Origin of the sequence: Actinopolymorpha sp. B11F2 (assembly GCF_040195635.1) — a bacterium.
In the GTDB taxonomy this organism is placed as follows: Bacteria; Actinomycetota; Actinomycetes; order Propionibacteriales; family Actinopolymorphaceae; genus Thermasporomyces.
Map to the genome: position 1 here is coordinate 493,530 of NZ_JBEFTX010000001.1, position 17,513 is coordinate 511,042.

Consider the following 17,513-nt stretch of genomic DNA (forward strand, 5'->3'; position numbering starts at 1 on the left):
TGAGGTTCTCACGCCCGGTGCAGCATCTCCGCGACGAGGAACGCCAGCTCCAACGACTGCGCGCGGTTGAGGCGTGGGTCGCACACGGTTTCGTACCGGTGGACCAGATCGGCCTCCTCCAGCGCATGCCCGCCACCCACGCACTCGGTGACCTCGTCACCGGTGAGCTCGACGTGCAGCCCGCCGGGGATGGTGCCAAGGGACCGGTGGACCTCGAAGAAGCCCTCCACCTCGTCCATCACGTCGGAGAAGCGCCGGGTCTTGTAGCCGCTCGGCGTCTCGAAGGTGTTGCCGTGCATCGGGTCGCACACCCACGCGACGGTCGCCCCGCTGGCGGTGACCTTCTCGACCAGCGGAGGCAGGGCGTCGCGGACCTTCCCCGCACCCATCCGGGTGATGAACGTCAGCCGGCCCGGCTCGCGATCAGGGTCGAGCGCGTCGATGAGCGCCAGGGCGTCCTCGGGTGTGCTCGTCGGGCCGAGCTTCACCCCAACCGGGTTGCGGATCCCCTTCGCGAACTCCACATGGGCACCGTCGAGCTGGCGGGTACGCTCACCGATCCAGAGGAAGTGACCGGAGCAGTCGTACGGCGTTCCGGTGCGGGAGTCGATCCGGGTGAGCGCGTCCTCGTAGTCGAGCAGCAGCGCCTCGTGGCTCGCGTAGAAGTCGACCGAGTGGAACTCGGCCGGGTCAGCACCACAGGCGTGCATGAACGAGATCGCCCGGTCGATGTCGCGGGCCATCCGGTCGTAGCGCTCCCCCGCCGGGCTGTCGCGCACGAAGTCGGTGTTCCAGGCGTGCACCTGCCGCAGGTCGGCCTCGCCACCGATGACGAACGCGCGGGCGAGGTTGAGGGTGGCCGCGGACGAGTGGTAGGTACGCACCAGCCGGTCCGGGTCGGGCGCCCGGTCCTCAGGTGTGAACGCGAAGCCGTTGACCGCGTCACCGCGATAGGCGGGCAGCTCCACTCCCGCCCGGGTCTCGGTCGGCTTCGACCGCGGCTTGGCGTACTGTCCGGCGATCCGGCCCACCTTCACGACCGGCACGCTGCCGGCGTAGGTGAGGACGACCGCCATCTGCAGGATCGTGCGCAGCTTGTTCCGCAGCGCGTCGGCGCCCACCCCGTTGAACGTCTCGGCGCAGTCGCCGCCCTGCAGGAAGAACGCCTTGCCGGTGGCGACGTCGGCGATCCTCGCCTTGAGCGAGTCACACTCGCCCGCGAACACCAACGGCGGGAAGGTACGGAGCTGGGCGGCCGCGGCCTCCACGGCACCAGGGTCAGGCCACTCCGGCTGCTGGGCGGCAGGGAGCGCCCGCCAGTTCTGACGGGAATTCACCCGGCAAGGTTACCGGTAGGGGGTCGGCGCTCAGCCGAACAGGACCCCCGCCTCGGCGTACAGGTCCGGCGTGACCACCTTCAGCTCGCGGGTCGCGTCGGCCAGCGGAGCGCGGACGATCTCCGTGCCGCGGAGGGCGACCATCTTGCCGAAGTCGCCGTCGTGGACCGCCTCGATCGCGTGGAGCCCGAACCGGGTGGCGAGCCAGCGGTCGAACGCCGTGGGCGTGCCGCCGCGCTGGGTGTGGCCCAGGACGACCGCCCGGGCTTCCTTGCCGGTGCGCTTCTCCAGCTCCTTGGCGACCAGGTCACCGATCCCGCCGAAGCGGACGTGCCCAAAGGCGTCGAGCTCCTCGCTGTGCAGGGCGTGCGTACCCTCCTTGGGGGTCGCGCCCTCGGCCACCACGATGATCGGCGAGAAGTTGGTACGGAACCGGCTCTCGACGTGCTCGACCACCTTGTCGATGTCGAATGGCTGCTCGGGGATGAGGATCACGTTGGCGCCGCCCGCGAGGCCGGAGTGCAGCGCGATCCAGCCGGCGTGGCGGCCCATGACCTCGACCACCACGATCCGATGGTGGGACTCGGCGGTGGTGTGGAGCCGGTCGATGGCCTCGGTCGCGATGTTGACGGCGGTGTCGAAGCCGAACGTGAAGTCGGTGGCGCCCAGGTCGTTGTCGATCGTCTTCGGTACGCCGACGACCTTGACGTCCAGCTCCGCGAGCTTCGTTGCCACCCCGAGGGTGTCCTCGCCACCGATGGCGATCAACGCGTCCACGCCGCCCGAGGCCAGATTGTCCTTGATGCGCTCGACGCCGTTTTCGACCTTGAACGGGTTGGTCCGCGAGGAACCGAGGATGGTTCCGCCCCGCGGAAGGATTCCACGCACCTGTGGGATGCCGAGCTCGCTGGTGACGTTCTCCAGCGGGCCGCGCCAGCCGTCACGGAAGCCGAGGAACTCATAGCCGTACTCCCCGACGCCTTTACGGACGACGGCCCGGATGACCGCGTTCAGGCCGGGGCAGTCGCCACCCCCGGTGAGGACACCAACGCGCATGGACAGGTCCCTTCGCAATGACAGAACAAAGACCGCAAGAACAGGTCGACGTCGAGCCTAGACCCGGCAGTTGATGGCCGGTCGGCAGGGCGGGGATCCAGCGTCAGACGTCGGGTGATTCGTCGGGTTCGCCGTCGTCGAGGCCACTCTGCATGGCGTAGCGGACGAGCTCGACCCGGTTGTGCAGCTGCAGCTTGCGCAGGGTGTTCTGGACGTGGTTCTGGACCGTGCGGTGGGAGAGGACGAGCCGGTCGGCGATGGCCCGGTAGCTCAGGCCCTTGGCCACCAGTCGCAGGACCTCGGTCTCCCGCTCGGTGAGCTGCGGCGCGACGGGTTCGGCGACCCGCGAGGCACCGGAGAGGCGGCGGAACTCACCCAGCACCAGCCCCGCCAGGCCCGGGGTGAAGACGGCGTCGCCGTCGGCGGTCCGGCGTACGGCGTCGACGAACTCCTCGGGGGAGGCGGACTTGACGAGGTATCCGGTCGCGCCCGCCTTGACCGCGGCGAGGACGTCGCCCTGCTCCCCGCTGGCGGAGAGGATGAGGACGCGGCTGCCGGAGTTGGCCTCCAGCAGCCGCCTCGTCACCTCGACGCCACCGAGCTCCGGAATCTGCAGGTCGAGGACCACGACGTCGGGTCTGGTGGCCTCCGCCCGGCGCAGCGCTTCCTCACCGGCTCCCGCCTCGGCGACCACGTCGAATCCCGCTTCGCTGAGATCGCGGGCGACCGCGTTGCGCCACATCGGGTGATCATCGACGACCATCACGCGGATCATGGTCCCGACAGTACGCACAACGGCCGGCGTCCTGCTAGTAGTACTTCGTCAGGTATGTCGGGTCGTGTGTTGTGCGCTACCCCAGCTGGTCGCGGCGGCGAGTCAGGTAGGCGGTCTCGGCGGTGTTGCCGGCCAGCTCGATGGCCTTGTCGTACGCCGCGCGCGCCTTCTGACTGCGGCCCAGCCGGCGCAGCAGGTCGGCGCGGGTCGCGTGGTAGGCGTGATAGTCGGCCAACTTGTCCTCGAGACGGTCGACGGTCGCCAGGGCCACCTCCGGGCCGTCGAGCTCGGCGACCGCGATGGCCCGGTTGAGGGCGATGATCGGCGACGGGTCGAGGCGGACGAGCTGGTCGTAGAGCGCGACGACCTGCGACCAGTCGGTGTCGCGTACGTCGCGGGCGGAGGTGTGCACGGCGTTGATCGCCGCGAGGATCTGGTAGGGACCCGGAGCCACCCCGGTGGCCAGCCGCTCCCGCACCAGCCCATGGCCCTCGGCGACCATGCCTGCGTCCCAGGCCCCTCGGTCCTGCTCGTCGAGGGTGACCAGTTCGCCGCTGGTCGAAACCCGGGCGGTGCGGCGGGCCTCGGTGAGGAGCATCAGCGCCAGCAGCCCGGCCACCTCACCGTCGTCGGGCATGAGGGCACGGATCAGGCGGGTGAGCCGGATCGCCTCGGCGGTCAGGTCGTGACGTACGGGATCGGTGTCGGGGCCGGTCGCCAGGTAGCCCTCGTTGAAGACGAGGTACAGGACGGCGAGTACGCCGGACACACGAGCCGGGAGATCCTCCGCGGACGGCACCCGATAAGGGATGCGAGCCGCCTTGATCTTGGCCTTCGCGCGGGTGATCCGCTGCCCCATGGCGGTCTCCTGCACCAGGAAGGCACGGGCGATCTCGGGAACGGTCAGACCGCCGACCATGCGCAGCGTCAGCGCGACGCGGGTCTCCATCGCCAGCGCCGGGTGACAGCAGGTGAAGATCAGCCGGAGCCGCTCGTCGTCGATGGCGCCAAGCGGCTCGGGCGGGTCGTCGTCGGACAACATCTGAGCCTCCTTCTGCTTGTCGCCGCGCTTGCTCTCGCGCCGGATCCGGTCGATCGCTTTGCGGTTGGCAGTCGTGGTCAGCCAGGCGCCGGGGTTGGGGGGTACGCCGTCGGCCGGCCACCGCTCGACGGCGGTCGCGAACGCCTCGGCCGCCGCCTCCTCTGCGATGTCGAGATCACCGAAACGCCTGGTCAGGGCGGCGACCACCCGCGCCCACTCCTCGTGGTGGGCCTGGGTGATCGCCTCCCGGACGTCGACCACGCTCATTTCGTGGGGTGTCACAGGAACGGCCGTACCTCGACCTTCCGGTTGCAGGCCTTCGACCCCTCGGCGGCGAGCCCCAGCGCCGCGTCGAGGTCGGGGGCCTCGATGATCCAGAAGCCGGCGAGGTACTCCTTCGACTCCAGGAAGGGCCCGTCGGTGAACACCGCCTGCCCACGCCGGTTGTCGATGACGGTGGCCGCGCTGGGCGCCGCGAGGCCGCCGGCGAAGACCCAGTGACCCTCCGCCTCGAGCCGGTCGTTGAACGCGTTGATGGCAGCCATCTCGTCCGGGGTGGCGAGGCCGGCCGTGTCGTGGATCACGGAAACCAGGTACTGCATCTGAAGATCATCTCCTGTGCTGTGGGGCGCCGCTCGTCGGCGGCCGCTCACCCGCCCTACGAACGTCTCTGCTTCGATCCGACACCCTTCCCGGACTTCTTTCGAGGACCTGCCGGTCGCCGGTGGTGAGCGACCCGACAGCGACGGTATCCCGTCCGGCGTTCGGGGCGCCCGCGCCGCGGCGGTGGGTCGGAGGGCCCGGCGAGCCTGCCACGGCTGGGGCCCGCAGCGCGGCGCCTGTGCCACGTGCTTCAGGTGGCGTACTGCGGGCGCCCGCTGGGCCGGTAGACCTGGAGCGTCACGCCCTTCGGCGTGGCTCGCGAGTCGACCACCCGCCAAGTCCCTGCATCACTCCGTCGACGGAGACGTTCGTGATGGTCGTCAGTTTCATTGGCTTCTCCCTCCAGGGGGCGGCCCCTCGTGGGCGGCCTCTCACCCCTGCTACGAACACGTCAGCCCCGATCCGACACCGCCTCGAGATCGAAATGTGCCAGGTCCTTGACGCCAGACAACCGAATCAACCCACGACGACGAGCCAGAGCACCCCCCTGACGAAGTCCTGCTAGGTCGCTGGCGCTGTGTCAGTTGCACGGGCGGCGGGCGCCCGGGGGACGCGCAGCTCCCACTCGGTCCCCTCCCCCGCCGCACTCCGCGATGTAGCCGTCCCGCCGAGCTCCGCCAGCCGTCCGACGATGGAACGACTCACACCCATCCGCCCATCGGCCGCCGCCGCCTCGAGCCGGCCGGGCTGGATCCCCGGCCCGTCGTCGCGGACGCTCACGACCACGCCGTGCTCGTCGTCCTCGAGCAGCAGGTAGGTGCGCGCTCCCGCCGCGTGCTGGTGAACGTTGTCGAGGGCCGCCTTGACCGCGGCGACCAGCTCCCGGGCGACCTCCGAGGGCACGAGCACCGGTTCGGCAGGAGCGGCGACCGAGACATTCGTGGCGGCGAACCCGGCGAGCTCCCGGGCCAGGTCGACCTGGCCGTGAGTGGCGGTCCCGAGCGGTTCGCTTCCACCACGGATGAGGCTCCGCAACCGCTCCTCCTGCTCGCCGGCGGCCCGGCCAAGCTCCGCCGCCTCACCGCCGATCGCGAGTCCGCGCCGCTGGACGTAGGCGAGCACCTGCAGGACCCCGTCATGAACCGCGCGGGCGAGGCGTTCACGCTCCGCGGTTCTCGCGGCCAGCTCCGTCGCTCGGGCTCGCTCCGTGGCTGCCTGGCGGACCAACGCGGACGTGTAGCCCACGACGAGGGCGGCCAGCAGCAGCAGGAACAGGTTGCCCAACGTGGAGTCGTTGATGACCGCCCGCGTCGACAGGTCGGCCGGGACGATCACCAGACCGGCAAGGACACCGCCCACCCAGCCCCGATGGATCGCCCACGCCAGGACCGGGGCCGTCACCCAGTACGTCGGGACGGTGAAGTCGTGCTGCTCCAGCATCTGCTCGCTCAGGATGTACGGCGTCGTGAGCAGCGCACCCACGGCCACCGCGAGGTCGGCGGACAGGACCTGCCACCGGCGCCTGCTCGGCGCGTCATAGGCCCAGCTGATGAGCAGGGTCCACGCGGCCATCACGCTCAGGACGAACCACACCGCCATCGGGTGCGCCAGCTCCGGCCAGCGCAGCAGGTTGACCGCCAGCGCCTGCGCGAGAAAGACGAACCTCAGGACCGCGAGGCCCTTCCACAACGATGCCGCCGGGTCAGGCCCCTCCGCGGGGTGAGCCACCCTCAGCTCGCCTTGCGTACGTCGGTCCCCGCACCACGCTCTGCCCCGTCATCGGTCGGTCCGGTGTCTGCGGACCGCCTCCTGCTCAGGGCCAGCTCGTCCTTGGCGCGCTGGGCGTAGACGTCGACGTACTCCTGGCCGGACAGCTCCATGAGCTCGTACATGATCTCGTCGGTCACCGAACGCAGGACGAAGCGGTCGTCTTCCATGCCTTCGTACCGGCTGAAGTCGAGTGGTTTGCCGATCCGTACGCCGGGTCGCATGATCTTGGGCAGCGCCTTGCCGGGCGGTTGCATCGTGTCGGTGCCGATCATGGCGACGGGAAGGACAGGCGCGCCGGAGGCGAGGGCGAGGCGGGCGACACCGGTCTTGCCCTTGTAGAGCCGCCCGTCGGGCGATCGGGTGCCCTCGGGGTAGATCCCGAAGATCTCGCCGCGCTGGAGGATCCGCAGGCCGGCGTCGAGGGCGAGTTGGCTGGCCCGGCCGCCGGTGCGGTCCATCGGCACCTGGCCGATGCCGCGGAAGAACAGTGCCGTCAGCCGGCCCTTGATGCCCACGCCGGTGAAGTACTCGATCTTCGCCGGGAACGTGATCCGCCGGGTCACCACCAGAGGGAGGAACACCGAGTCGACGAAGGACAGGTGGTTGCTCGCGAAGATGGCTGGACCTTCGCGAGGAACGTTCTCCAGACCTTCGGCCCACGGCCGGTAGATGGTCTTCAGCAACGGTCCGAGGGCGAAGACCTTGAGGAACCAGTAGAACAAGTTCTCTCCTTCGTCTCCTGTTCGGCACCTTAGGCCGCTGCAGATCTCAGGGCAACGCCCGGTGGGTCACGGCGCGAATGTGGCTCAACGGATATTCTCGCAAGTCCCCAGCGTCGCGCGACTTCCCGAGGAGCACGCACCGTGCGAGTGCAGTCCCACGCCGAGCCGTTGTACGCCGGAACCGGCCGGACCGGCGCTCTGCTCTGCCATGGTTTCACCGGCTCTCCGCACTCGATGCGGCCCTGGGGCACCTATCTCGCCGAGCACGGTATGCGCGTCGCCGCGCCCCGTCTGCCGGGGCACGGCACGACGTGGCAGGACCTCAACCGCACCGGATGGCAGGACTGGTACGCCTGCGTCGAGCGGGAGTTCGTCCGGCTCGCCGCCGAGTGCGACACGGTGATCGTCGGCGGCCAGTCCATGGGTGCGTGCCTCGCGCTCCGACTGGCGGAAGTCCACGGCGACCGGATCGCGGGCGTCGTGCTCGTCAATCCGGCCCTGGGCAGCCGCGACATCCGGCTGCGGTCGCTTCCGCTGATGCACCGGTTCGTCGCGTCGCTGCCCGCGATCGGCCATGACATCCACAAGCCGGGCGCCCATGAGGGCGCCTACGACCGCACACCGCTGTCGGCACTGCACTCGCTCACCCAGCTGTGGCGTCTGGTCGCCGCCGAACTGCCGGCGGTGACCCAGCCGCTGCTGGTCTTCCGGTCTCTGCAGGACCATGTGCTCGACGGCTCCAGCATGCGCTTGTTACGAGCACGTGTCGGCTCGCGGGAGATCGAGGAACACAGCCTGGCCGACAGCTACCATGTCGCCACGCTCGACTATGACGCGCCGACGATCTACGCCGAGACGTGGGCATTCGTCGAGCGGTTGTGCCGGTCCCTTGGCAGGCCAGTCCCTGGTTGGGCCTGAGCGAGGGTCAGTGCCGTCCTGGTCGCCGGGTCTTGCAAGTTCGCGGGAGGCTCCGATGCGTGACAACGGTCTGCAGGCCGCCTCGTACGTCGCGATCGCCGACCTCGACCCGAGCGTCGCCGACCGCATGCTCGACGTTCTCGGCACCGCCCAGGTCGCCGCCTACACCGAGCCGTGCCCACCGGTGCTCGGCCCCTGTCTGGAGATCCGGCTGCCCGCGGTCCCGTGCGACCGGCTCTTTGTCGACAAGGAGGCCGAGGAGCAGGCACGGGCCCTGCTGGCCGACCAGCTGCCTCGACAGGTGAGCGGAGGAGGCGAGGACACCGAACCTGCTCAGGGCCAGGCGACGCTCGACGAGGACGAGGCCTGGGCAGCCATCATCGCAGGCTATGACGCGACGGCACCCGACGCCGTCCCGCGATGGCCGGTCCAGGAGGATGACAACGCCGCCGAGCATCGGGCCACGGAGAATGCTCCCCCGCCTGGAGGGGAAACGACGACGGAAACGTCCGTCGAAACCCCGGCTGGCAGTGCGGGGCGTGGACACGCTTCGTCCGCAGCCGACGAGGAGCGCTACGTCCCGCCGCCACCGCCGCCACTACCCCGGGTCGAGACGGTGACGAAACTCGCGTGGGTGGCGTTCCTCGGTGGACCTGTGCTGCTGCTGTTGGCGACCGTGGCCGGCCGTTACGTACCCAGCTGGTTCGTCGTCGTCGGCGTGGTCTGCTTCATCGCCGGCTTCCTGACTCTCGTCGTACGGATGAAGGGCGGTCCGCCGGACGACGAGGACGGCGCCATCGTGTGAGTCTGCCCGGCAGCGCCGTGGGGGGCGGGCAGTCCGCAGACCACCTCGTGCACGGCCGTCGCGGCGACCGAACGCGGCTGGTCCGTACGCCACCACAGCGCCACCTCCCGTTGGCAGTGCGCGTCGGCAATGGGGACCAGACGAACCCCGTCGAGGTTCGACGTCGTCATCGCGAGGGAGTTGGTCACGCCGATCCCGAGTCCGCGGCGGACGAGCGCGATCAGGGTCTGGGGCTGGTTGCTCCGGAAGACGACGTGGGGTGAGAGCCCGGCCTGTTCGAAGACGAGATTGGTCTCGAACTGCGAGCTCGCCTGTTCCTCGCCCTCGCCGATCGTGATCAACGGCATGCCGGCGAGTGCGTCGAGTTCCACACCGTCCTGGCCGGCGAACGGATGGCGGCTCCCGACGACCGCGACGAGCGGCTCCTGCCACAGCGCCTTGTGCGCGAGCTTCTCCGTCGACACCGGAGGGAGGACCGGACGGATGGCCAGGTCCGCCTCTCCGGTCAGAACCAGCTCGCTCAACGCCATGGTCGGACCCTCGCGCAGGACCAGCTTCACGTGGGGATGCAGCCGGCGCAGCTCCACGAGCAGCTCGGGCAGCAGGAAGGCCGCCGCACTGGGATAGATCGCCAGGCGTACCTCTCCGCGGGCGGTCCCGTCGGAGGCCGCGCCGTCGCAGAGTTCCTGGACGTGCGCGAGAACCGCCTTGGCGTGCGGCAGGATCGCCCGCCCCTCCGGCGTGAGGACAGCAGGGTGGACCGACCGGTCGAACAGTCGTACGCCGAGGGCGCGTTCGAGCTCGGCGACATGGATGCTGATCCGCGGCTGGGAGCGGTAGAGCGCGGCGGCCGCAGCGGAGAAGCCGCCGTACTGCGCGACCGCGACAAAGCTCGTGATCCAGTCCAACCTGAACCGATAGACCTGGCTCAGGTCCATGGCGGTGCCTCCCTACGGCTCAGGCACTGCCCCGCGGGCGTGGGCGCCTACCGGATGAACTGCTCCACGAAGTCTGCACCCAGTCCGACCTTGGCGTAATGGGCCCGGCAGAGTTCGATCTTGGTCCAGACGTCCTCGTAGCCGATCTGGCGCCCGTCGGCGTCGAGGTAGATCATCGCTCCGGTGATGTTGAAAAATGTCACCATTTCCGCACAGTCCTCGGGAACAGTGAGCGTGTGGATCTCGCCGGGCGGCTCGTAGACGAAGTGACCCGCCTCAGCCACCCAGGGGTGCTCGTAGTAGTGCCACTTTCCCTTGATCACGTAGCCGTAGACGGCGGCCGGATGGCGGTGTCGCGACACGACGCCCGAACGGGTGACGCGCAGCAGGTTGCACCACTGCCCGACGACGGTGTTGAACATCAGCGGGCGGAACCACACGTCCTTCTCCTGCTCGACCCAGATCCGGTCGTCGTCGGGCATCGCGGCGATCGCGATCTCCTGCAGGACGCCTTCGGACTCGGTGACCTTGCCGAACACGATGTCGGCGGAGTCGGCGGAGTTGGCGGGCCGGCGCTGGCGTTCTGTCATGGGTGACCTCCAGAGTCTTTCTACGCGGCGAGGTATCCACCGTCGACGGGTACGACGGCGCCGGTGACGAACGCCGCACCCGGCGAGGCGAGGAACGCCACGACCTGGGCGACCTCGGCGGGCGTTCCCCAACGACGCAAGGGGGTACGGTCGAGGATGCGCCGCTCGGCCTCGGGATCGGAGCGGATCTCGGCGGTGAGGTCGGTCCGGATCCAGCCGGGAGCGACCGCGTTGACCCGGATACCGTCCTCGGCGTACGCGACGGCGAGTGACTTGGTGAGCTGCACGACTCCCCCTTTGCTCGCGGTGTACGCAGGTACCAGCGGCCCGCCGAAGTAGCTCAACATCGAGGCGACGTTGATGATGTTGCCCTGCGACGCGGCGAGCAGGGCCCGGGCCGCGACGCATGCGCGCATCGTCCCCGTCAGGTTGATGTCGATGACCTGGGAGAAGACTTCGGGTTGGAACTCCAGGCGACGCCGGATGATGCCCGCGCAGTTGACGAGCACGTCAAGGCGCGCTTGACGGGCTATCAGGTCCTCGAGTTGGCCGTCCTTCGCCAGGTCGATCTCCTCCACCGTGATGGCCGTCGATTCCGGTGGCGGAGCCTTGGTGGGAAGGCCGGCGGCGATGACGTGGGCTCCAAGTCCGCCGAAGTGTTCGGCGACCGCCGCCCCGATGCCGCCTGTGCCGCCGACGACGAGGACATGCTGCTCAGCCATCGGGCAGCTCGTTCGTCCGCGCGAGGGAGGCGAACCACACCGCGCTCGTCTTCGGGATCCGCTCCTGGGTCTCGTTGTCGAGGTAGACGAGGCCGAACCGCTTGCTGAATCCCCAGGACCACTCGAAGTTGTCGGTGAGGGTCCACACGAAGTAGCCGCGCAGGTCGACACCCTCGGCGATCGCCTGTGCGCCGGCCCGCAGGTGCGCGTCGATGTAGGCGATCCGGTCCGGGTCGTCCACCCTGCCGTCCGCGTCGATCGTGTCGCGGGCCGCCATGCCGTTCTCGGTGACGTAGATCGGCAACCCCGGATAGTCGTGGTGCAGTCTGACCAGGAGGCGACGCAGTCCGTCGGGCTCGACCTCCCACCCCATGTCCGTCACCGGGAAGCCCTGCGGGACCGCTTCCACGTCGTCGCAGCCGATCCACGCCCGGCCACCGGCGGCCCGGGAGGCACCACCGCGGACGTAGTTCGGGTTGTAGTAGTTGACCCCGAGGAAGTCCACGGGCGCCGCGATGGCCTGCTCGTCGCCGGACTGGATGTGGTCGGTGTCGGTGATCTTCGCGACGTCGTCGAGGACATCGGCGGGATAGCTTCCGCGCAGCACCGGGTCGAGGAAGAACCGGTTGTTGATCCCGTCGACCCGCCGGACCGCGTCGGTGTCCACCGGGCTGTCGCTGACCGGTGTGACCGGCCAGAGATTCAGGGTGATCCCGATCTGCTGGTCGGCCGCTCCCGCCGCGCGCATGGCGGAGACCGCGAGACCGTGCCCGAGCAGCAGGTGGTGCGCGGCGTGCAGGGCCTTGCGTTCGTCCTGGACTCCTGGGGCGTGCTGGCCGTTGCCGTAGCCGAGGAACGCCGAACACCAGGGTTCGTTCAGGGTCGTCCAGCTCGCTACGCGGTCCTTCAGTCGTTCGTACGTCGCGACCGCGTAGTCGGCGAAGCGGTACGCCGTGTCGCGCGACGGCCAGCCGCCCACGTCCTCCAACGCCTGCGGGAGATCCCAGTGGTAGAGGGTCACCCAGGGCTGGATCCCTCTCGCCAGCAGCGCTTCGACGAGGCGGGCGTAGAAGTCGATCCCCGCCTGGTTGAGTGGTCCCACGCCCGTCGGCTGGATCCGGGGCCACGCCAGGGAGAAGCGGTAGTGCGTCACGCCCACGTCCGCCATCAGCGCGACGTCCTCGGCGTAGCGGTGATAGTGGTCGCAGGCGACGTCACCGTTGCGGCCGTCCGCGATGCGTCCAGGCGTGTGCGTGAAGGTGTCCCAGATCGACGGCGCCCGGCCGTCCTCGGCCACCGCACCCTCGATCTGGTAACTCGCGGTGGCGACACCCCACGCGAACCCGTCCGGCAGTTTCGGCACCGTCATCCCTTCCCTCGACCAGCCGTACCCGTGTCTGGTCCGTTCGACAGCAGGTCCCGGAGTTCCCGCCACAGCTCGTCCGGGATCGGCCAGTTGGCCCAGGCGACCGTCTGGTCGACACGTTCGGGTTGGGAGACGCCCACCACCGTGGACGCGATCCGCTGCTCCCGCAGGGAGAACTGCAACGCCGCGGCGCCGAGCGGTACGTCGTGGGCCGTGCAGCGGTCCTGCATCGTCCGGATCCGGTTCAGGATGGCGTCATCCGCCTCGCGGTAGGCGTACTTCGCGACGGCTTCCGGGCCCTTGGCCAGGATGCCGCCGCCGAACGGCGCGGCGTTCACCACGGCGACGCCGGCGGCCGTGGCCTGGTCGAGCAATGGTCCGGCGGACTGGTCGACCAGCGTGTAGCGGTTGTGGGTGAGGACCACCTCGAACAGGCCGGTCGCGACGAAGCGGCTCAGCAGCTCGATCGGCCCGCCAGCGACGCCCAGGTGTGCGGCGACACCCGCCTTCCGCAGCTCGACCAGTGCCTCGACCGGGCCACCCGGCGCCATCGCGGCGTCGTAGCCGATCACCTCCGGATCGTGGAGGTAGAGCAGCTGGAAGCTGTCGATACCGAGGCGTTCGCGGCTCTGCTCCGCACAGCGGTGCACCTGCGCGCCGGAGTAGTCCCGGGTCTCGGGGTCCGGGTCGACCTTTGTCGCAAGGACGTACCCGTCCGGGAGGCCGCCATGAGCCCGGAGGGCGGCACCCACCCGGCGCTCGCTCTCGCCGTCGGAGTAGCCCGCGGACGTGTCGAGGAAGTTGACCGGGCTGTCCAGGGCGCGACGGACGGTCGCGACTCCCTGGTCGGCGGTCACGTCGTAGCCGAAGATCCGCTCCATCCCGCCCAGCACACCGCAACCGAGGCAGACCGGCGTGACCTCCAGGCCCGTGCCGCCGAGCGGGCGGAGCGGCAGCCGGCCAGAGTTGTTCTCGCTCATGCGACCCTTTCGATCGGTACGTCACCGGGTCCGACAAGGGACCCATCGTGAGCCCTACCACGAACCGGCGTTGCATGCGTACGTACACGATGACGATCGGCAGGACGGAGATCACCAACGCGGCCGTCAGCACCGACCAGTTGGTGGAGTACTCCCCCTGCATCGCGAACAGCACCGGCTGCAACGGCAGCAACTCCGGTGTCTGCAGCAACGACTATTGATCGTCGAGCGCGAGACCGTCAAGCGAGCGCGGACAATATTCGGCACGCAGATATCGTCTATATCGCAGGGGTTTCGAGCCGCGCCCGACTCAGCCAGGTAGGTCGACGACCGCGACGACCGGCAGGTGGTCGGTCGCGCGGACGAGCTGATACCGCAGATCGGCCTTCGTGGGCACGCCGTAGTCGGCGACGTCCGCACCCGGACCCACGAAGATCGCGTCGATGCGCGTGCGTGGTCCCGCCGCCGGAAACGTCGGAGCGTGCGGGTCGAGGTCCCCCGCCGAAGGGCCACCATCTCCGGGTTCGACCGATGTCGCCGGATCGTGCATGCCGGCCGCCGCGAACTCCCGCCAACTCGGTCCACCCACGGGCTCGTTCAGGTCGCCGCCCAGCACGATCGGAAGGTCGCGGCGGACCCGCAGCACCCCGAGGACGTCGCGGACGTCGCGCCGCCGGCCGAGGCTGGACAGTCCGAGATGGATGCCGACCGCGGCGAACCGGACCTTCTCGAGGCCGAGGGTTGCCGCCACGACGCCGCGGATGGGTTCGCGGGCGCGCTGCGGGATCCGCAGCTCCTCGACCGCGTGGACGTCGATCCGCGAGCTGACCAGCAGGAGGTTACCGCCGGCCGTACGACCGCCCGCTGCGTAGAGCAGGCCGCACTCCCTGGCGAGTCCCGCGCACCTCGGCCGCCACCGCAGCCGGCTCGGCGCCTCCTGGATGAGGGCGACATCGGGCCGGACCTGGCGGACGATCGTGTGCAGCGCTGCCCGGTCGTCGCGCAGGCCTCGCACGTTGTAACTGAGAACCTTGATCTGCGGCACGGACGAAACGTTAACCGTTAGAGCAGGCCCGCGTCGTGGACCAGGATGGCCGCCTGCACCCGGTTGGTGAGGTCGAGCTTGGCCAGGCATCGGCTGACGTGGGTCTTCACCGTCGCCTCACTCATCGCGAGCTCCCGGCCGATCTCCGCGTTGGACAACCCTCGGGCGACGGCCCGCGCCACCTCCTGCTCCCGTTCGGTCAGGACAGCGAGCCGCTTTCGCGCCGTCTCGGCCTGCGAAGGGCCCTTGTCGGCAAAGGAACTGATGAGTCGCCGGGTGACCGTGGGCGCGAGCATGGCGTTGCCGGCGACGACGGTACGGACGGCGGCGGCGAGGTCGCGCGGGGGCGTGTCCTTGAGCAGGAACCCGACCGCGCCGGCCTTCAGCGCGGCGTGGACGTACTCGTCGAGGTCGAACGTGGTGAGCATGATGATCCTGGCCGGATCCGGCGACCTCGCGATCTCCGCCGCCGCGCTGAGGCCGTCCATGCCGGGCATGCGTACGTCCATGAGTACGACGTCCGGCCGGTGCCGTGCGGTCGCCGCCACCGCCTCGGTACCCTCGCGCGCCTCCGCGACCACCACGATGTCACCGGTGGACTCGAGGATCATCCGCAGCCCGGACCGCACGAGTACCTCGTCGTCGACGACCAGGACGCGGATCATGTCCTCTCCCCCACGCCGTCGTCCTCTGGCGCATGCTCCCCCTGCGGGAGCGCGGGAAATTCCGCGGTCACAGCGAACCCGCCGTCGGGCCGCGGTCCGGCGACCAGACCGCCGCCGAGTAGCTGCACGCGCTCCCGCAGGCCGGTCAGCCCGTACCCGCCGCCCGGCAGCGCCTTGTCCGCGCCGGGCGGTGGCGCGTCGTTGCGTACGACCAGCCGCAGGCCACCGGCCGCATAGGTGAGGACGACCTCGGTCGCGGCGCCGCCGGCGTGTTTGTGGACATTGGTCAGGGCTTCCTGCACGACGCGGTAGGCCGTGCCCTGCACCATGATCGGCACCGGACCTGGTGCGCCCTCGTCGCGCCGACTCACCGGGACACCGGCGGCCCGCGACTCATCGAGCAGCGTGTCGAGATCGTCGAGCGTCGGTTGCGGTGTGAGTGCGTACGCGTCGAACGCACCCGCGTCGGGAGTGCTCTGACCGGTCATGGGCGCGTGCGAGCCCTGCGCGCCGGACACCCACTCGACCGACGGCGGGTTCGATCGGAGGACTCCGAGAACATCCCGCAGGTTGGCGAGGGCGTCGCGACCCGTCGTACGGATCAGAGCAGCCGCCTCCGCCGTGCGCTGGTCCGGTGCGTTGACCTCGAGTGCGCCCGCGTGCAGGACCATCAGCGAGACGCGGTGCGCCACGACGTCGTGCATGTCCCGCGCGATGCGCGAGCGCTCCTCGGCCCTTACCTGGTCCGAACGCGCCGCCTGCTCCCGCTCGAGTCGTTCGGCCCGGTCCTGCAGTCCGGCGAGCACCTCCCGCCTGGCCCGGACCCACAGACCGGCGACCAGACCCAGGCCCATGAACAGCAGGATCGCCGCCTGGTTCGTCACCCCCTCGGCGCGTTCGGCGCCACCGAGGTCGAGCCCGAGGTCGAGCGGGAGGACGAACGACACGATGAGGGTCGTGCCGCCGATCGCGGCGTAGGCGATGAGTTCTTTGCGGCGGCGCAGGCTGGTTCCGGCGTAGTACGACGCGACGAACGGAGCCGGCCAGAGCGCCAGCAGGAGCATGCTGGCCGCCCCGGTGACGAACAGCGGCCAGCGCCGGCGGCGGCCCATCCAGGCAGCCACACCGGACGAAACCGCCACAACCAGGATCATCGGTTCGGTCCAGTCCCGAACCGACCCAGCCGACATGAAGGCGACCAGCGCACCCACCAGCCAGGGGGCCGACCGGTCGAAGGTGCGGCTCGCCCAGCCCATGGCGCGTTCGCCGACGACTGGCGCGATCCGACCGTGGTCCACCCGCTGAGAGTAGGCGAGGGCGGGCGGTATGGCGTACATCCTTCGTCGGAGCGCCCCCCTCGAAAGGAGGGGGCCTTCCGGGCACTCTTGCCCGACGCCAACCGGGCCACTCCGGGCGAGGGTGACGTCCATGAGCGCACCCATCCTGGACGTCGTCCACGACGCCATGAACTCGCCGTGGATCTACCTGGCCGTCTTCGTGCTCGCGACTCTCGACGGGTTCCTCCCGGCGTTTCCGAGTGAGAGCGTCGTCATCGCGGCGGGCGCGTTCGCCGCTGCGGGTGCGCCGAACCTCTGGTTCCTCATCGTGATCGCGGCGCTTGGCGCCTTTGCCGGCGACCACACGTCGTACCTGCTCGGGCGGGTGGCGGGCGGCCCGCTGCTCGCCCGTACACGGCCGGGCAGCCGGCGACGGCGGGCTTTCGGTTGGGCAGCGGCGGCGCTCGACCGGCGCGGCGGGCTGGTCCTCGTCGTCGCGCGGTACGTACCAGGCGGTCGGACGGCCACAACCCTCACGATGGGCACGGTGGGATTCCCGCTGCGTACGTTCTCCCGTTTCGACGCGGTGGCCGCCGTGTCGTGGGCCACGTACTCGGCGTGCGTCGGCTACCTGGGCGGCCTGGCGTTCGAGAGGGAGCCGATCAAGGGAGTGCTGCTCGGACTCGGGCTGGCGATCAGCGTCACGGTCGTCGTGGAAGCGGTGCGTCACCTCGTGTCCCACCGAGCTCGGCGGGTGACACTCGCGCGGCAGCGGAAGACCCTTGTCGCCGTTCGGCAGGGCGGCGTGCCGGAGGGCGGCGTGCCGACGGCAGACGGTGCAGCCCAGTGATCCGACCAGGGCGGCTCGGGACTGTTTCGTGACTCGTTGAAGCCAGTGGTCG

Annotated in this window: 19 protein-coding genes; 4 read left to right on the forward strand and 15 right to left on the reverse strand. The window is 69.9% G+C overall.

Annotated elements, in window-relative coordinates:
- Positions 1-8: 8 nt before the first annotated feature.
- From ABN034_RS02225 to ABN034_RS02255, 7 genes are all read right to left on the reverse strand, one after another.
- Entirely contained in the window at positions 9-1,337 is a 1,329-nt protein-coding gene (locus tag ABN034_RS02225) for a class II 3-deoxy-7-phosphoheptulonate synthase (protein WP_349689275.1), read from the reverse strand.
- Between the two features lie 30 nt (positions 1,338-1,367).
- A complete protein-coding gene (locus ABN034_RS02230) occupies positions 1,368-2,393 on the reverse strand; it encodes a 6-phosphofructokinase (protein WP_349327919.1) in 1,026 nt (341 codons plus the stop codon).
- A 103-nt stretch (positions 2,394-2,496) separates the two neighbouring features.
- Entirely contained in the window at positions 2,497-3,168 is a 672-nt protein-coding gene (locus tag ABN034_RS02235) for a response regulator (RefSeq protein WP_349327918.1), read from the reverse strand.
- Positions 3,169-3,244: 76 nt separating this feature from the next.
- Positions 3,245-4,477 carry an RNA polymerase sigma factor gene (locus tag ABN034_RS02240; RefSeq protein ID WP_349689584.1) on the reverse strand — a complete coding sequence of 411 codons (1,233 nt, stop codon included), beginning with the start codon at positions 4,475-4,477 and terminating at the stop codon, positions 3,245-3,247.
- Positions 4,478-4,488: 11 nt separating this feature from the next.
- Positions 4,489-4,812 (reverse strand): YciI family protein, encoded by a 324-nt coding sequence (locus tag ABN034_RS02245; protein WP_349689276.1) that lies wholly within the window; start codon positions 4,810-4,812, stop codon positions 4,489-4,491.
- 562 nt (positions 4,813-5,374) lie between these two features.
- Positions 5,375-6,541, reverse strand: a complete 1,167-nt coding sequence (gene macS, locus ABN034_RS02250) for a MacS family sensor histidine kinase (protein ID WP_349689277.1) — start codon at positions 6,539-6,541, stop codon at positions 5,375-5,377.
- Positions 6,542-6,543: 2 nt separating this feature from the next.
- Positions 6,544-7,305 carry a lysophospholipid acyltransferase family protein gene (locus ABN034_RS02255; protein ID WP_349689278.1) on the reverse strand — a complete coding sequence of 254 codons (762 nt, stop codon included), beginning with the start codon at positions 7,303-7,305 and terminating at the stop codon, positions 6,544-6,546.
- 141 nt (positions 7,306-7,446) lie between these two features.
- Between ABN034_RS02255 and ABN034_RS02260 the strand changes: the two genes are divergently transcribed.
- Entirely contained in the window at positions 7,447-8,223 is a 777-nt protein-coding gene (locus tag ABN034_RS02260) for an alpha/beta hydrolase (RefSeq protein WP_349689279.1), read from the forward strand.
- A 55-nt stretch (positions 8,224-8,278) separates the two neighbouring features.
- Positions 8,279-9,028, forward strand: a complete 750-nt coding sequence (locus tag ABN034_RS02265) for a hypothetical protein (RefSeq protein WP_349689280.1) — start codon at positions 8,279-8,281, stop codon at positions 9,026-9,028.
- Here ABN034_RS02265 and ABN034_RS02270 read toward each other — a convergent pair.
- Genes ABN034_RS02270 through ABN034_RS02290 form a run of 5 tightly spaced genes read right to left on the reverse strand, consistent with a single transcriptional unit; the run spans position 8,911 to position 13,624 of the window.
- The gene (locus ABN034_RS02270; protein ID WP_349689281.1) at positions 8,911-9,966 is read right to left on the reverse strand and encodes a LysR family transcriptional regulator; all 1,056 of its coding nucleotides are present in this window, start codon (positions 9,964-9,966) and stop codon (positions 8,911-8,913) included. The genes ABN034_RS02265 and ABN034_RS02270 overlap by 118 nt on opposite strands.
- A 47-nt stretch (positions 9,967-10,013) precedes the next feature.
- Positions 10,014-10,556, reverse strand: a complete 543-nt coding sequence (locus ABN034_RS02275; protein WP_349689282.1) for a 2,4'-dihydroxyacetophenone dioxygenase family protein — start codon at positions 10,554-10,556, stop codon at positions 10,014-10,016.
- A 20-nt stretch (positions 10,557-10,576) separates the two neighbouring features.
- The gene (locus ABN034_RS02280) at positions 10,577-11,278 is read right to left on the reverse strand and encodes an SDR family NAD(P)-dependent oxidoreductase (protein WP_349689283.1); all 702 of its coding nucleotides are present in this window, start codon (positions 11,276-11,278) and stop codon (positions 10,577-10,579) included.
- Positions 11,271-12,647 (reverse strand): GH1 family beta-glucosidase, encoded by a 1,377-nt coding sequence (locus ABN034_RS02285; RefSeq protein ID WP_349689284.1) that lies wholly within the window; start codon positions 12,645-12,647, stop codon positions 11,271-11,273. Before ABN034_RS02285 ends, ABN034_RS02280 begins: the two co-directional genes overlap by 8 nt.
- Entirely contained in the window at positions 12,644-13,624 is a 981-nt protein-coding gene (locus tag ABN034_RS02290; protein ID WP_349689285.1) for an aldo/keto reductase, read from the reverse strand. Before ABN034_RS02290 ends, ABN034_RS02285 begins: the two co-directional genes overlap by 4 nt.
- Positions 13,625-13,671: 47 nt before the next feature.
- On the opposite strand from ABN034_RS02290, the gene ABN034_RS02295 reads away from it, so the two are divergent.
- Positions 13,672-13,845: a hypothetical protein gene (locus tag ABN034_RS02295; RefSeq protein WP_349689286.1), complete on the forward strand. Its 174-nt coding sequence runs from the start codon at positions 13,672-13,674 to the stop codon at positions 13,843-13,845.
- A gap of 89 nt (positions 13,846-13,934) precedes the next feature.
- Here the strand turns inward: ABN034_RS02295 and ABN034_RS02300 are convergent, their stop codons facing one another.
- From ABN034_RS02300 to ABN034_RS02310, 3 genes are read right to left on the reverse strand one after another with little or no spacing between them, the layout of a single operon-like run.
- Positions 13,935-14,669, reverse strand: coding sequence for an endonuclease/exonuclease/phosphatase family protein (locus ABN034_RS02300; protein ID WP_349689287.1), 735 nt, complete (start codon positions 14,667-14,669; stop codon positions 13,935-13,937).
- A 17-nt stretch (positions 14,670-14,686) separates the two neighbouring features.
- Positions 14,687-15,334, reverse strand: coding sequence for a response regulator (locus tag ABN034_RS02305; RefSeq protein WP_349689288.1), 648 nt, complete (start codon positions 15,332-15,334; stop codon positions 14,687-14,689).
- Positions 15,331-16,632, reverse strand: a complete 1,302-nt coding sequence (locus ABN034_RS02310; RefSeq protein WP_349689289.1) for a sensor histidine kinase — start codon at positions 16,630-16,632, stop codon at positions 15,331-15,333. The genes ABN034_RS02305 and ABN034_RS02310 overlap by 4 nt, the downstream gene beginning before the upstream one ends.
- A 130-nt stretch (positions 16,633-16,762) precedes the next feature.
- Between ABN034_RS02310 and ABN034_RS02315 the strand changes: the two genes are divergently transcribed.
- Positions 16,763-17,461, forward strand: coding sequence for a DedA family protein (locus tag ABN034_RS02315; protein WP_349689290.1), 699 nt, complete (start codon positions 16,763-16,765; stop codon positions 17,459-17,461).
- The last annotated feature ends 52 nt before the right edge of the window (positions 17,462-17,513 follow it).

Bases quoted from the DNA above. Each gene is read 5' to 3' on its own strand.
- ABN034_RS02230 (WP_349327919.1), bottom strand. From the start codon at position 2,393: ATGCGCGTTGGTGTCCTCACCGGGGGTGGCGACTGCCCCGGCCTGAAC.
- ABN034_RS02235 (WP_349327918.1), bottom strand. From the start codon at position 3,168: ATGATCCGCGTGATGGTCGTCGATGATCACCCGATGTGGCGCAACGCG.
- ABN034_RS02240 (WP_349689584.1), bottom strand. From the start codon at position 4,477: ATGAGCGTGGTCGACGTCCGGGAGGCGATCACCCAGGCCCACCACGAG.
- ABN034_RS02245 (WP_349689276.1), bottom strand. From the start codon at position 4,812: ATGCAGTACCTGGTTTCCGTGATCCACGACACGGCCGGCCTCGCCACC.
- ABN034_RS02265 (WP_349689280.1), top strand. From the start codon at position 8,279: ATGCGTGACAACGGTCTGCAGGCCGCCTCGTACGTCGCGATCGCCGAC.
- ABN034_RS02270 (WP_349689281.1), bottom strand. From the start codon at position 9,966: ATGGACCTGAGCCAGGTCTATCGGTTCAGGTTGGACTGGATCACGAGC.
- ABN034_RS02275 (WP_349689282.1), bottom strand. From the start codon at position 10,556: ATGACAGAACGCCAGCGCCGGCCCGCCAACTCCGCCGACTCCGCCGAC.
- ABN034_RS02280 (WP_349689283.1), bottom strand. From the start codon at position 11,278: ATGGCTGAGCAGCATGTCCTCGTCGTCGGCGGCACAGGCGGCATCGGG.
- ABN034_RS02285 (WP_349689284.1), bottom strand. From the start codon at position 12,647: ATGACGGTGCCGAAACTGCCGGACGGGTTCGCGTGGGGTGTCGCCACC.
- ABN034_RS02290 (WP_349689285.1), bottom strand. From the start codon at position 13,624: ATGAGCGAGAACAACTCTGGCCGGCTGCCGCTCCGCCCGCTCGGCGGC.
- ABN034_RS02305 (WP_349689288.1), bottom strand. From the start codon at position 15,334: ATGATCCGCGTCCTGGTCGTCGACGACGAGGTACTCGTGCGGTCCGGG.
- ABN034_RS02315 (WP_349689290.1), top strand. From the start codon at position 16,763: ATGAGCGCACCCATCCTGGACGTCGTCCACGACGCCATGAACTCGCCG.